This is a genomic window from Ruminococcus flavefaciens AE3010 (genome assembly GCF_000526795.1).
Classification (GTDB): domain Bacteria; phylum Bacillota; class Clostridia; order Oscillospirales; family Ruminococcaceae; genus Ruminococcus; species Ruminococcus flavefaciens_D.
In genome coordinates this window covers 661,346-675,739 of sequence record NZ_JAGT01000001.1, presented here as the reverse complement: position 1 = coordinate 675,739, position 14,394 = coordinate 661,346, and the positions used below count along the sequence as shown (strand labels likewise).

The window sequence follows — 14,394 nt, the reverse complement described above, 5'->3', positions numbered from 1 at the left end:
AGCTCAGAGAATTACAGCTGAGAAGATTCAGAAAAATATGTGAACACGCTTATGAAAACTCACCGGCTTACAGGAAGCTGTACATGGAGAAAGGATTTGATCCGTCACAGCTGAAAACTATAGAAGACATCAGCAGGGTGCCTATCATTGACAAGACCTTTATAAGCAGTACTCTTGATGACACCGTATATGGTTCAATGCTTGCAGTTGATGAGGATGATGTATTCTTCTATCACCAGACCAGCGGAACCACGTCCACTCCTGTATGTCAGCCCGATACTGTTACAGACTGGACCTTCAACGGCGAGGGCTGGGCTGAGCTTATGTGGGAAATAGGAATAAGACCACACGACAGAGTAATGGTAGCTTTCAACTATAACCTTTTCATCGGTTTCTGGGGAGCACATTACGGCTGCGAGAGGATCGGCGCTGAGGTAGTTGCAGGCGGCGGACTTACTTCCGAGCAGAAGCTTCTAAAAATAAGAGACCTTGGGGTCACAGCTCTTGCCCTGACTCCTACATATGCTTTCAGACTTATAGAGGCAGCTGAGAAGAACGATATCGATCTGAAATCCTTAAAGGTCAGAAAGATAATCTGCGCAGGCGAGCCCGGAGCTCTTATCCCGTCAGTAAAGCAGAAGCTTGAAGAAACTTGGGGCTGCGATGTATACGACCATATTGGTGCGACCGAGGTCGGTCCATGGGGATTCGAGTGCAGCGCAAAATGCGGAAGCATGCACATAAACGAGTCCATGTTTTACCCCGAACTAATAAAAATGGATTCGGAAGAGCTCATTACAGAGCCCAACGAGTACGGAAGAGTAGTAATAACTACCTTTGATAGAAAAGCAAGACCATGTATCCGCTTCAACACTAACGATATTGCATGCTGGGCAGAAGAAAAATGCAGCTGCGGTTCCATCTACAGAATGTTCAAGGGCGGAATACAAGGACGCGGTGATCACATTATCAAGGCAAGAGGAACATTTGTTAATCCTGTTGTTATCGAAAATGTTATTGTCAAGGAGCCCTGTGTTGACCGTGAGCACAGAATACTTGTAAATCCTTCGGGAAATATGCTTATGATACAGGTAGAAGCTCTTCCGGGAGTTGACAAGAAGGATTATGAAGTTATAGCCGCAAGACTCAAAAAGAACATTTTCAACTGTACATTCCTCAACTTCAAGATAGAGATGCTTCCCTACGGAACACTTGAAAGAAGCGAAGCTAAGTCAAAGAAGGTCATTATTGTTAATGACGGACTTGTTGGCAAAGCAAAATCACTGTGATATAAGGAGAATAAGGATGAATCATTATTTAAACGATCCGTATCTGGATTCAATGAATTTTCTGAATGAAGCGTGCATAAAGTATCCCGAAGCCATATCATTCGGCTCCGGAAGACCCGTTGAGGAGTTCTTTCACCTTGAAAATACTGTTGACGGCGTAAAGAGATACGCTGAGATAAGGGGGATAGATCCGAATTTCCTTGGTCAGTACAATATGACCAAGGGGATCATCAATGACTTTGTTGCAAAACTCGTTAAAAATGATGAAAATATAGATATTTCTCCTGACGACATCATAATCACTGACGGTGCGCAGGAGGGCATGGCAATACTTATCGATACATTATTTGATAAGAATGATGTTCTTCTTGTGACCGATCCGTCCTATGTTGGTTTTATAGGATATGCAAAGATAGCCGGAATTGATATCAGAGTAGTAAAGCGCAATGATACAGGCATTGATTTTGATGATCTTCAGCGTGTAATAGATACAATTATAAAAGAGGGCAGAAATATTGCGGCAATGTATGAGGTCCCTGATTTTCAGAACCCGACAGGTATCAGCCTTCCTCTGAATGAGAGAAAGGAGCTCATCGAGCTTGCTGACAAGTACGATTTCTATATAATCGAAGACAGCCCCTACGGTTACTACTGCTATGAATCGGAAAAGATACCGTCAATGAAGGCACTTGATACAAAAAAGCGCGTTATATATATCGGAAGCACATCAAAAACAGTGTTCCCGTCTCTCAGGATCGGATATCTTCTTGTTGATCAGGAGATAAAGACTGACGGCAGAACTGTAAAGCTTTCAGAAGAGTGCAAAAAGGTAAAGAGCTTTATTACAGTAAATACATCAGCAGTTCTGCAGGCTATGTTCGGCGCGATACTCTACGACAACAACTTCACTCTTAAAAAGTATTGTGCCGATAAGGTAGGGTACTGCAAACAGAACAGGGACGTACTTGCTGATATAATCGAGAAAGAGTTCGATTTCTGTGACAACTGGCACAAGCCTGCGGGCGGATACTTCACTACAGTGAAGATACCCTTTGATCCTACAAATGACCTTGTTGTTGAAGCAATAGAGAAATACGGAGTTATCGTTTGTCCCATGAGCATGTTCTGTATCGATCCCGAAAACGGAAAGAACATGATAAGACTTTCGTTCAGCCATATGACAATTGATGAGATAAAGACTGGTATGGCAAGAATGAAGAACTGGATAACCGACGTATCCAACAGATAACGGTTGAACCGTAAAGAAGGTGCAGAAATGATAAAAATAAAAATATACGGCCTTGGAGGACAAGGTGTCGTAACAATGGGAAAGGTTCTTTGTATAGCTTACAGTATATATGAGAATGATTTTGCCAAGACTATGCCCGCATACGGACATGAGCGCAAAGGCGGAGCAGTTCTCACAGATGTTATTGCAGATAAAGAACGCATACTGACAAATTCGTTTATAACCGATCCTGACTGTGTTATTGTTCTTGATCCAAATGTAAGTGCGGAAGAGGTCAAGCTCGATGTTGAAAAACACAAGAATGCTGTACTAATTTTAAATACAGATACAGTAAAGCAGGATTATGCGGCAGCTTTTTCACAGTGCTGGTATACCGATGCAACAAAGTATTCACTGGAGCAGGTAGGCAGAAACCTGCCAAACGTTGGAATGCTGGGAGCACTGGCTAAAGTCGGACTTATAGGGCTTGAAGCAGTTGAAAATGCTGTAAGGGACTATTTCGGAAAATCAGCTGAAAGCTATCTCAGGATCATCAAGGAGGGTTACGATGGTACACAGAAAAGATAATGCCGTATACGGACCTGTGGCGCTGGAGTGCAAGGCACTGGCGACAGGTGCATGGAGGATAAAGCGTCCTGTAATAAATGATAAATGCGTTTCATGCAAGACCTGCATATCCTACTGTCCGTGCATGTGTATTGATGTAAAGGACGGCAAAACAGTAGAAATAGATTATACCTACTGCAAGGGCTGCGGTGTGTGCAGTACAGTCTGCAAGCTAAGCGCAATAGAAATGATGTTTGAAAAGGAGGCAGAGTGATATGAAAAAGCAGATACTCGACGGAAACGGCGCGGCTGCAGAGGCTATCCGTGCTTCCAATGTAGAAGTTGTCGCAATGTATCCAATAACTCCTCAGAGCCCCCTTGCCGAGAAGCTTTCGCTGCTCATTGCAAAGGGAGAGATGGACAGTACATGCACTTGCGTTGAATCGGAGCATTCAGCAATATCCTACGTAATAGGTTCTCAGCTGACAGGTGTCAGAAGCACAACAGCAACATCGTCTGTCGGTCTCGCACTGATGCATGAGGTCCTTGGCGTAGCCGCAGGCTGTCATGTCCCCATAGTAATGCCTGTGGTAAACAGAGCGCTTGTATCTCCATGGAGCCTCTGGTGTGATCATCAGGACACCATGTGCGAGAGAGATACAGGCTGGATGCAGATATATGCAGAAAATGCACAGGAGATATATGATCTGATACTCTGTTCATACAGAGTTGCGGAGCATCGTGATGTATGTCTGCCTATGATGGTATGTATGGACGGATTCTATGTTTCACATACATTGCAGACAGTCATCACCGAGGATAATGAAGCTGTAAGCGGCTTCGTGGGCAGATATGTTCCCACAAATCTTGTACTTGACAACAGCAAGCCCATGTTCATCAATAACCTTACATCGCCTGACGAGTACACGGAAATGCGTTATCAGCAGAAGATATCATTTGATAATGCCAGAGAAGTTATGGCAGATGTTTTCAGCGAATTCAAGGAAAAGTTCGGAAGAGAATATTCTCTCACCGAAGCATACTGCTGCGAAGATGCGGAAGCGGTTCTTGTGTGTCTTGGCTCAGCGTGCGGAACAATAAAGCATATGATACAGGTTATGCGCAAGGAAGGCTATAAAGTAGGCCTGCTCAAGATCATTTCTTATCGTCCTTTCCCTGCTGAGGAGGTGCGTTCGGCACTGAATGGCATAAAGAAGATAGGCGTTGTTGACAGAAGCTCGGGACTTGGCGGAAATTTCGGACCTCTGGGACTTGATGTGTCTCAGGCAGTGAATTCCGACGGTTCAGTTAATTTTGTGAATTTTGTAACAGGCCTCGGAGGTAGAGATGTATCTGAGGATACCATAAGAAAAATGTTCATGGCTCTTCTGAACAATGAAGCTGAAAATCAGCAGGTATGGATAGATGTTCATGATGATGCACTTGAAATAAGAGAAAAAGGCGAGCGTCAGGAGGGAAGAGCATGAGTGTAAAGAATTGTATCGCCAAGGGCGTAAGCAGCTGCGTAGGCTGCGGACTTGAGCTTGCTATACGTCATGTAGTAAAAGTTGTCGGTGAAAAGACCATAATAATCATTCCGCCGGGATGTGCGGCTACTTATTCGGGATTCGGCGCTGAAACAGCAATGACGATCCCCGGCTTTCAGGGAAATCTTGAAAATACGGCAGCATATGCGGCAGGAGTCAGGGCTGGTCTTGACAGACAGGGCAAAAAGGATATCAATGTCCTTGCGTTTGCAGGTGACGGTGCAACTGTAGACATTGGTTTACAGGCACTTTCTGGCGTTTTTGAGCGCGACGAGAAAATAATATATGTCTGCTATGACAACGAAGCATACATGAATACTGGCGGACAGAGGAGCAGTTCGACTCCGAAGGACGCTTCAACTACAACTACTCCCGCAGGTAAGACCACGGAGAAGAAAAATATGATAGCCATTGCACAGGCGCATCACGTAAAGTATATTGCTTCTGCATCAGTTGGAAATATACCCGACCTGGAAAAAAAGGTAGCAAAAGCCATGGAGAATGAGGGAACATCATATATCCACATTCATGCACCTTGTCCTACGGGCTGGGGATATGATCCGTCTCAGACTGTGCTTATAGCAAGGGAAGCAATGGACTGCGGAGCATTTGAATTATGTGAGATCATAAACGGCGAGAAAAAGGTAACATATTCTCCTAAGGGAACAGATATTTCAAAGTATCACAGTGATCAGAAGAGATTCAGAAAAAAATGAAGTGTTTAATTTAATAAAGATGGAATAGGAGAAATATTGATATGAATTTAAAAAAAGCAGGAAGCGTATTAACGGTATTGATGTTTATCGGAGTCTTAGCTCTCAGGATATTTGGCGGCGCTTCCATGGTACCGCTTATATCGGTTGCAGTAATGATGATCTTTCTTGTAATGCTTATATGCGAAGTAATGCCGATAACGCTTGCCTGCATCTTTACGCTTGGATTTATGCCTGTTCTGGGGATAACCCCGGATTTCAACACAGCATTGACAGGATTTTCAAATCAGGTCGTATTCTTTATACTTGCGTCTTTCGGAATAGCTTCAGCGCTTATCAAGGTGCCGATATCGAAGCGTGTACTGAAATACCTTCTTGTAAAATTCGGCAAGGATTCAAAGATGCTGGTACTGGTATTCATGATAGCAACAGCGCTTATATCATCTGTAATGTCCAATGTGCCTGCATGCGCCATATTTATTGCGATCATTTCAGAGCTTCTGAAGCTCCTTCCCGAAGAGGACAGAAAGAAAACAGGCAAGACCTTTATGATAGGAATACCTGTTGCAAGTATGATAGGCGGTATAATGACTCCCGCAGGAAGCTCCATAAATCTTCTTGCACTTAGTATATTGGAGGAAAATACCGATCATGGCATTACTTTTGTCCAGTGGATGTGTTTCGGTATACCGATAGTTCTGGTAGTTCTCCCTCTTGCGTGGCTGATACTTATAAAGGTATTCCCGCCTGCACAGATCGAGAAGAACAAGATAAACACTTTCATAGGCGATATGAATATCCCTGCAAAGTTTCTGCCTGAGGAAAAGCGTGTACTTATTATATTCAGCGTGATATTTGCGCTGTGGTTGGCTTCTTCATGGATACGCTCCATAAACATAATGGTAGTTTCGCTGATAGGCTGTGCGGTATTCTGCCTGCCTAAGTTCGGCGTGCTCTCTGCAAAGGAGTTCTTCCAGAAAGTAAGCTGGGACGCTATATTCCTTGTAGGAACTGTATTGTCACTGGCGTCAGCTTTAGTGGCAAACGGAGTAAGTGATAAAATGATAAGCATGCTTCCTGATATGGGAGACTCTCACTTGCTCATATATCTCGGTATAGCAGCGATCACATTTATACTGCTGCTCTTTATACCTGTTGCACCGTCGCTGGTGGCACTGTTTACACCTGTAGCCATTCATATAGCAGTCTCGGCGAATATGAACCCTGCATTAGTCGTTATGCTGTGCGCTATGTGTGCTGGTCAGTGTTATCTGTTCCCGCTTGACACAGTTTGCTTGCTGTCTTACAGTCATGGATACTATAAAATGTTTGAGATGCCGAAAATGACAGCTGTTTTGCAGGCTTGCTTCGTGGCGATAAGCTCCGTGTTCATTTATATAATAGGAATGCTTATATTCAAATAAAAATGTATCTGCTGGGATCTATGGATTTTTGTAAAATTTATGTATAAAAATAGTCGTAAGAGTTTGGGGCTCTTACGACTATTTCGTTTTAATGTTCATCTATTTCAAGCTCGTCAAGGTATTCATTAAGACTTTTTCTGACAAAGCGAGTTCCTTTATCGGCTGAACATACTGAGATATGATATTCAGAAGTATGTTCAACATTAAAGAAACAGTTGCGGTATGCGAATTCATTTTCTGTGTTAAGAAACTCTATAGTCCGAATATCATCTGTAAGACCGCTGCCATCAAATTTTACGAAGCTCTCTTTGAGTGTCCACAGCCTTGTGAACGCCTCTGAGGGTGAGTCAGCACTGCGGATAAGTTCGATTTCTCTGTCGGACATGGTACAGCCGATTATGTCATCGAATCCAGTAACGGTATCCTGTACATCAACGCCTATATTATGCATTGACAGACCGCAGCATACAGCTTTATCACAATGTGAGATATTGAAGCAGATATTGCTGTTTGTGAAAACCGGTTTCCCATTTTCTCCTTTTTTTATCTTAGGAAGCTCATAAATATTCAGCATTCTCAGTCCGTAAACGAGAAGGAAAAAAGACGCAAGGCAGGCGTCACCGTCCTTTTTAAAAAGAAATTTTTGGGAAGAAAGGATACGGTCACGGGGAATAAATTTTTTTATTCTTTCAAGCTGGCTGCTGGTCAGCGGTTGGTCCGTATCAAGGAGGTAAACGACAGGCAAGTCATTTGTACTAAGCATATAGTCTCCTTTGCAGATTGAATTGTTCTCTGTAAAAAGCCAAAGGCACGAGACTAACTCGTGCCTTTGATATATGCCGCTGACCGGACTTGAACCGGTACGGATTTTACTCCGAGGGATTTTAAGTCCCTTGTGTCTGCCAATTCCACCACAGCGGCGCATTAACGGTATATCCTGATACAGGATATACCGTCTTTGGTCGAGGTGACAGGATTTGAACCTGCGGCCCCTACGTCCCGAACGTAGTACTCTACCAAACTGAGCCACACCTCGACAATATAAATATTATACTACAAATGAGAAGCAATGTCAAGCACAAATAAAAAAGCGACAATTATTTTTATATTTTAACAAGTTTGAACGCTCCTTTACAGATGTTTTTTAAGAGACAATTGATTTGTAACCGCTTTTAACTTGACATTCTCTGTGAAAGAGTGTAAAATATAATAATGTAGGCATATTTTAGCCTGATAAAGAGTAAAATTATGGAGGTTATTATGGATCCTAAACAGAACAGACCCCAAGGAAGACGTAAAAACGTTACCTCTGGCGGCAGTGGAGCACATAGACGAGGCGACGGTCTCGGAACAGGCCCTGTCGGTTCAGGCAGCTACTCGGGCGGTCCTACCGGCGGTGGCGGCGGAGCTAAAAGAGCTGCAGCCGGAGGCGGCGGACTTATTACACTTTTGATCATCGGTTTTATAATATTTAAATTGTTCGGCAGCAGCGGCGGTGGTGCCGGTGATCTGCTCGGTTCACTCACAGGAGGAAACGGCGGCGGACTTGATATTGGTTCAGTACCGTCAGGCTTCGGCTTCAGTACTGAGGATACAGCTCAGGGAAGTGCTACAAGTGATACAGCAGTTGATACGTCAGTAGCTACAGGCTCCCGTGACAAGAGAACTGTCATCAAGGGCAACGGCGAAGATGTTGTTACTATAATGGTATACATGTGCGGTACCGACCTTGAATCCAAGTACGGTATGGCTTCTTCCGATATGGAGGAAATGAAGGCAGCTACTTACGGCGATAATGTCAATGTTATCGTATTCACAGGCGGCTGCTCAAAGTGGAAATTAAGCGGCATCAGCAATCAGAAAAACCAGATCTACCAGATCAAGAACGGTCAGATCGGCAGGCTTGTTGAAGATGCAGGCGCTAAGGCTATGACCGATCCTAACAACCTTGCATCATTTATCCAGTTCTGTGCCAAGAATTTCCCTGCAAACAGAAACGAGCTTATCCTCTGGGATCACGGCGGCGGATCTGTAACAGGCTACGGCTACGATGAGAAGAACAAAAACAGCGGCTCCATGACTCTTGAAAACGTAGCTCAGGCTCTGAAGAGCGGCGGCGTACAGTTCGATTTTGTCGGCTTTGATGCTTGCCTTATGGCTACAGCTGAGACAGCTCTTATGCTCAACGATCACGCTGACTATCTTATCGCTTCTGAGGAAACAGAGCCCGGTATCGGCTGGTATTATACTAACTGGCTTACAAAGCTCGGCAGCAATACATCGATGCCGACACTTGAAATCGGTAAGAATATAGTTGACGATTTCGTTTCCGAGTGCGGCAAGAAGTGCAGAGGACAGAAGACCACTCTTTCAGTTATCGATCTTGCAGAATTCTCAAATACCGTACCAAAGGATCTTTCTGCTTTTGCAAAGTCTATCAGCAATAAGATATCCAATAACGAGTACAAGGATATTTCAAATGCAAGATATGCTACCCGTGAGTTTGCTGAGAGCACTTGCATAGATCAGGTTGACCTTGTAAATCTTGCTGAGAATGTTGGAACTGCCGAGGGTAAGGCACTTGCTTCAACATTAAAGAATGCAGTTAAGTATAACAAGACCTCATCAAATATGACAAACGCATACGGCGTTTCCATTTATTTCCCGTATCAGCGTTCTTCATACGTTGATAAGGCATGCAAGACCTACGACAAAATAGGCATGGATTCCGAGTATTCACGCTGCATCAAGCAGTTCGCTAAGCTTGAAACAGGCGGACAGATAGCAGCAGGCGGCACTGGCTCTGCTCTTGAGTCACTCTTCGGAATGGGCGGTTCTTCAAGCTCGTCAGGCAGTTCTGATATGATAGGTTCGCTTCTTTCAAGCTTCCTTGGCGGCGGCAGAAGCATTGCAGGCCTTGATGATACAAATACTGAGTTTATGAAGGATACAGACGTAGACGATACAGCAGAGTATCTTTCATCTCATTACTTTGACGCTACAAAGCTCACATGGGAGCAGAAGAACGGCAAGTACACCATGGATCTTTCAGATTCTCAGTGGGAAATGGTACATAGCCTCGATCTTAATATGTTCTATGATGACGGTTCGGGCTATATCGATCTCGGACTTGATAACATCTTCACCTTTGACGACGACGGAAAGCTCGTTGCAGATACTGATAAGAACTGGCTCTCAATCAATGGCAATGTTGTTGCATACTACCACACAGATACAGTTCAGAGCGGCAATGACCTTATTATCACAGGTTATGTACCTGCACTTCTCAACGGTGAAAGAGTAAACCTTATCATTCAGTTCGTAAATGATGACAACGGCACTGTTGTAGGCGCTTCAACAGATTATGTTGGCGGAGAGACAGAGGCTGTAGCAAAGAATCTCACAGAAATAAATGTGGGAGACAAGCTTGACTTCATCTGTGATTACTATTCATACGATATGAAGTATCAGGACAGCTACTTTATCGGCGAGCAGGTAACTGTTACCGATAATATGACTGTCAGCAACACAAACGTAGGAAGCGGCGCATGCCACATTCTCTATCGTTTCTCTGACATCTACAATCAGAATTACTGGTCAGAACCAATCATTATCGACTAATAGAAAAGAGCAGCCAATGGCTGCTCTTTTTGTATGCTTTATTGTTTGATGAGTAGCTTGCGCAGTTCCACATTATCGAAGATATCCACAGCTCCGTCATCGTTTATATCAGCATTGTAGCTGCTGGTGACACTAACCTTTCCAAGGAGATACTTCTGGAGCATTACCAGATCTGCGGTATTCATAGCACCGTCGTCATTCACATCGCCCTTTATAGGAAGAACAATTTCTTCGGGAACAGCAGGCTCAAGAACGAATTTCTGAGTATCCGCTCCAGAGAAGCTGTTCACATTAAAACCTGCTTCTTCCGTTGAGCTGTTCTTGTCGATCTCGACACAGCTGTCGTTCAGGAGCAGTGAATAGCTTCCGTCCTTGTTGCAGATGATACTGAACTTCTGCTCGTCAGCTCCCGTATATTCCGTAACTGAAAGCTTGCCTGAGCTAAGTGTAAGTGCTTTGCCGTCCTGTTTTCTTACGGAGTATCTTCCGTCATCAAGCTTTGTGAAGCACCAGATATGATCATTCACAGTAAATGGCATGTTTCCGTTCATATCAGGCTGAACAGTTAGACCGTTTGCATTGAACAGCTCAATATTCCCGTTCATGTCAAACATATAAAGCTCGCTTTCAAGGCTGCGTACTGTGTAATTTCCGTCAGTGACCTGTGGATGAACAGGGGACAGGCTCCAAAGCTGACAGCCGCCCTCCCAGTAATTCCATTGGTTTACATTGCCGCCGTTCTCCTTTGACCATTCGTAGACATCAAGTCCGCCTGCATTGTTGGAGCACTTGGACACAATACCGTAGTCAGAGCCGCACTTTTTTATCTTGAAGAGCTGATTGTCCTTGCCGGTATATTTCTGGAGCTCTATGTTCACGCCGTCCACGGCGGAGCTTTCAGCCACAGCTATACACATTGATTCGTCGCCCACTGACACGATTCGGCAGTAATCATTGTCAACCGATATGATGCGCCACTGCTGAGCCCAGCTTCCGTTGCGCTCCCACTGCTGTATATTGGTGCCCTCGTCGAGTTTGCCGTTTGGCAGGTCAATGGCCATGCCGCTGTTCTGATTGATAACGTAGTATGATACACCGCTGAGGAGCTCGGTTTCGCTGAGTTTCAATGAAGCACCTGAACCTGATACGGTATCAGCCTTATTAATGAGCTGGGAGTTCTTATCTGTAAAGTCCGCATTTCCCGTGCGCTCACTCCCTGTGAACTGCTTGGTCTGAGCGCCCCATACGGTCTGGTTATTGCTGCCTACAGCTGTAAATGACATGACCTTTTTGCCGTTTTCATCCTTGGCTGCAAGGAAATATCCCGAATAGCTCTGACCGCCGATAATAAGCTCGGCAGCTGAATTATCCTGTGCCTGGGACCACTTGCCTGTAACAGCACCGCTTATACTGCCGTCAGCATTCAGCTTTATGCTGCTGCAGCTGATAATCTTGCCGTCTGTAGAGTTTCCGTGGTTTATGAATTCATAATCGCCGACTATATCTTCTTCGTTATAGCCTGACTCTGAAATAACGTCTCCTGCGTACTCATATGGAGCGACCACGGGCCAGCCCTGCTGGTTGAAGTACATTGAATGTACACGGACCTCATGGAATTCAGCTCCGTCATCAAATCTGGTGTGATAAATGAGATACCATTTGCCGTCATCGTCTTTGAGGACAGAGTTATGACCGCATGCCATATAAGCCTTGCTGAGAGAGCTGAACTTATAATTGCCCATGACCTTGAGACCTACAGAGTCAAGGTTTGGATTTTTAGGGAGCACTGCCTGTCTGCCTGCGGGATCGGTAAATGGTCCGAGAGGAGATGTGGAGCGGAAAACACGCATATTATATCCGCCTGTTGAAGTAAGTCCGCCGTAGGTCACCCACAGGTAATAGTATCCTGTATCAGCATTGTACTCAATGAACGGACCTTCGCCTGATTTTCCGTAGCCACCCGATATTTTTGTACCGAAATAGCTGTCCACCATTCTTCCGTCAGAGGTCTGACCTGTTTTCGGGTGTATGCACTGACCTGTCTTAGGGTCAATTTCAAGAGTAAAAATACCGCCTGACCACGAACCGTAGCACATGTACATCTTTCCGTTGGTATCAAAGTAGATAGTAGGGTCTATGGCGTTTGGGAACAGCTGATTGTTGAAGTTGTCCTTATTGAACCAGCTGTTATTGAATGTCACCTGTCCCTGAGCTATAAGCTCATCAACATTGGTGGAGGTGTACTTGCGGTTAACGTTCTTGGTACTGCTTGTAGCGTAGCTGTCATTGTTGGTGAAACCTGAATAGATCAGGGTATCAACAAAGGTATACGGACCCTCGATGTTCTTTGAAGCAGCATAGGCTATAACAGAACGCATATAGGTGGAAGATGTGCAGAAGTACATGAGGTATGCACCTTTGCTGCCGTCACTGTTGATATAATCGCCGTCCCATACAACGTCGGGAGCCCATACAGCAAAGCCTCCTGCGCAGTCCTCAAGGTTTTCGCCTGCCCAGTCAAAGGCTTTTTTCAGATTCTGGGAAAGGTTGCCGAATTCCACGTTGTTTGTTGTGGCATAACCGTTTGAGAAGCGCTTCCAGTTCTGGAGATCACCGGACTTGGCTGCTTCGATATGGGAGCCGAAAACATAGTAAGTGTTTTTGTCCTTTACAATGGACGGGTCATGTACGGAGACCCGCGTTCCGCCTGCGACAGCTGAGAGACCTGTCATAACAGGAAGCATAAGGCAGGCAGAGAGGGCTGCTGCCATAAACTTTTTGATTTTCATTTTAATATCCTCCGATAGAAATTTGTTGATATAATTATAGTCTTTTTTGGCTGATTTGTCAATAAAAGTGCAGTGCACAAAAGTATTCTCAATATCAAGAATAGCGCATAAGGCTGATGCATAAGCCTGTTCAACATAAATATTATCGCGTCAGGTAGAAGCTTTGTAAAAAGCTCTGATTTTTTATAAGTCTATTGGAAACGGAGCTAAACTGTGCTATAATAATTCACATATGGTATTTAAGGAGTTATTTATGAAAGAAAGGTCAATATTTACAAAAAAAGCAGTAGTCCTGCCGCTGACCCTGCTGTGCTGTCTGCTGTGGGGAAGCGCTTTCCCATGTATAAAGCTTGGATACGGATTTTCAGCCATCACAGCAGAGGATACCTGCTCCCAGATGCTTTATGCAGGTCTTAGATTTACTTTTGCAGGTATACTGGCGCTGTTGATCGGAAGTCTAATTGCACGAAAAACGCTTATACCTCATGCAGATGAAGTGACCAAGGTCATGAAACTTTCACTATTTCAGACTATACTCCAGTACACATTTTTCTACATCGGACTTGCACGGAGCACAGGCATGAAGAGCTCTGTCATAACAGCCTCCAATGTATTTCTTTCAATACTTGTGGCAGCATTGATATTCAGAACGGAAAATCTTACATTCCGTAAGATAGCAGGCTGTATTGTGGGCTTTTCGGGAGTTGTCCTCATAAACATCAGTGGCATGAACGGGGGATTCAGACTGACAGGGGAGGGCTTTGTTTTTCTTTCAGCTCTGTCCTATGCTTTTTCGGCAGCTCTTATAAAAAGATATTCGGCAAAGCATGACCCTGTCATGCTAAGCGGCTGGCAGTTCGTATTCGGCGGCGCAGTAATGACAGCTGTCGGCTTTATATTCGGCGGCAGGATAACAGTCATAAATACCAAGGGAGTTCTCATGCTTCTGTATCTTGCATTTGTTTCCGCAGTGGCTTTTTCCATATGGGGAACTCTTCTGAAACACAATCCTGTCTCGACCATATCGGTTTTTGGCTTTATGAACCCTGTTTTCGGAGTTATACTTTCATTTTTGCTGCTTTCGGAAAGAAGTCCTTCAGGGCCGCTTATGGTATGTGCTTCATTGTTACTTGTTGCTGCGGGAATAGTCATCGTAAATATATCTGTTCACAAAAAAGCAACTTGAATTTAAGATTCTTTTAAGGTTTGTATTTTA

General features: G+C 44.3%; 11 protein-coding genes and 2 tRNA genes. 9 read left to right on the top strand and 4 right to left on the bottom strand.

Going from position 1 to position 14,394, the window contains the following annotated elements:
* Nucleotides 1–83 precede the first annotated feature (83 nt).
* From N774_RS0103100 to N774_RS0103070, 7 genes are all read left to right on the top strand, one after another.
* The gene (locus N774_RS0103100; protein ID WP_051463364.1) at nucleotides 84–1,289 is read left to right on the top strand and encodes a phenylacetate--CoA ligase family protein; all 1,206 of its coding nucleotides are present in this window, start codon (nucleotides 84–86) and stop codon (nucleotides 1,287–1,289) included.
* A gap of 16 nt (nucleotides 1,290–1,305) precedes the next feature.
* The gene (locus tag N774_RS0103095) at nucleotides 1,306–2,538 is read left to right on the top strand and encodes a PLP-dependent aminotransferase family protein (RefSeq protein WP_024859834.1); all 1,233 of its coding nucleotides are present in this window, start codon (nucleotides 1,306–1,308) and stop codon (nucleotides 2,536–2,538) included.
* A 75-nt stretch (nucleotides 2,539–2,613) separates the two neighbouring features.
* Nucleotides 2,614–3,105 (top strand): 2-oxoacid:acceptor oxidoreductase family protein, encoded by a 492-nt coding sequence (locus N774_RS0103090; RefSeq protein ID WP_242836546.1) that lies wholly within the window; start codon nucleotides 2,614–2,616, stop codon nucleotides 3,103–3,105.
* Nucleotides 3,086–3,358, top strand: a complete 273-nt coding sequence (locus tag N774_RS0103085) for a 4Fe-4S binding protein (protein ID WP_024859832.1) — start codon at nucleotides 3,086–3,088, stop codon at nucleotides 3,356–3,358. The genes N774_RS0103090 and N774_RS0103085 overlap by 20 nt, the downstream gene beginning before the upstream one ends.
* A 1-nt stretch (nucleotide 3,359) precedes the next feature.
* Nucleotides 3,360–4,571 carry a pyruvate ferredoxin oxidoreductase gene (gene porA / locus N774_RS0103080; protein ID WP_024859831.1) on the top strand — a complete coding sequence of 404 codons (1,212 nt, stop codon included), beginning with the start codon at nucleotides 3,360–3,362 and terminating at the stop codon, nucleotides 4,569–4,571.
* Nucleotides 4,568–5,347 carry a thiamine pyrophosphate-dependent enzyme gene (locus tag N774_RS0103075; RefSeq protein WP_024859830.1) on the top strand — a complete coding sequence of 260 codons (780 nt, stop codon included), beginning with the start codon at nucleotides 4,568–4,570 and terminating at the stop codon, nucleotides 5,345–5,347. The genes porA and N774_RS0103075 overlap by 4 nt, the downstream gene beginning before the upstream one ends.
* A gap of 41 nt (nucleotides 5,348–5,388) precedes the next feature.
* On the top strand, nucleotides 5,389–6,768 hold the full coding sequence (locus N774_RS0103070) for an SLC13 family permease (RefSeq protein ID WP_024859829.1): 1,380 nt from the start codon (nucleotides 5,389–5,391) through the stop codon (nucleotides 6,766–6,768).
* 88 nt (nucleotides 6,769–6,856) lie between these two features.
* On the opposite strand, the gene N774_RS17940 is transcribed toward N774_RS0103070, so the two are convergent.
* The 3 genes from N774_RS17940 to N774_RS0103055 all read right to left on the bottom strand — a co-directional run bounded on the left by N774_RS17940 (nucleotide 6,857) and on the right by N774_RS0103055 (nucleotide 7,804).
* On the bottom strand, nucleotides 6,857–7,531 hold the full coding sequence (locus tag N774_RS17940) for a 4'-phosphopantetheinyl transferase family protein (RefSeq protein ID WP_024859828.1): 675 nt from the start codon (nucleotides 7,529–7,531) through the stop codon (nucleotides 6,857–6,859).
* Nucleotides 7,532–7,605: 74 nt separating this feature from the next.
* Nucleotides 7,606–7,689, bottom strand: a tRNA-Leu gene (locus tag N774_RS0103060).
* Nucleotides 7,690–7,727: 38 nt separating this feature from the next.
* Nucleotides 7,728–7,804: transfer RNA gene (locus N774_RS0103055), tRNA-Pro, on the bottom strand.
* 224 nt (nucleotides 7,805–8,028) lie between these two features.
* On the opposite strand from N774_RS0103055, the gene N774_RS0103050 reads away from it, so the two are divergent.
* Nucleotides 8,029–10,389, top strand: a complete 2,361-nt coding sequence (locus N774_RS0103050) for a clostripain-related cysteine peptidase (RefSeq protein WP_024859827.1) — start codon at nucleotides 8,029–8,031, stop codon at nucleotides 10,387–10,389.
* A 38-nt stretch (nucleotides 10,390–10,427) separates the two neighbouring features.
* Here N774_RS0103050 and N774_RS0103045 read toward each other — a convergent pair whose 3' ends face one another.
* Complete coding sequence (locus tag N774_RS0103045) at nucleotides 10,428–13,178, bottom strand: family 43 glycosylhydrolase (protein ID WP_024859826.1); 2,751 nt, start codon at nucleotides 13,176–13,178, stop codon at nucleotides 10,428–10,430.
* A 253-nt stretch (nucleotides 13,179–13,431) separates the two neighbouring features.
* Here N774_RS0103045 and N774_RS0103040 point away from each other — a divergent pair, with 253 nt between their 5' ends.
* A complete protein-coding gene (locus N774_RS0103040; RefSeq protein ID WP_024859825.1) occupies nucleotides 13,432–14,364 on the top strand; it encodes a DMT family transporter in 933 nt (310 codons plus the stop codon).
* Nucleotides 14,365–14,394 lie beyond the last annotated feature (30 nt).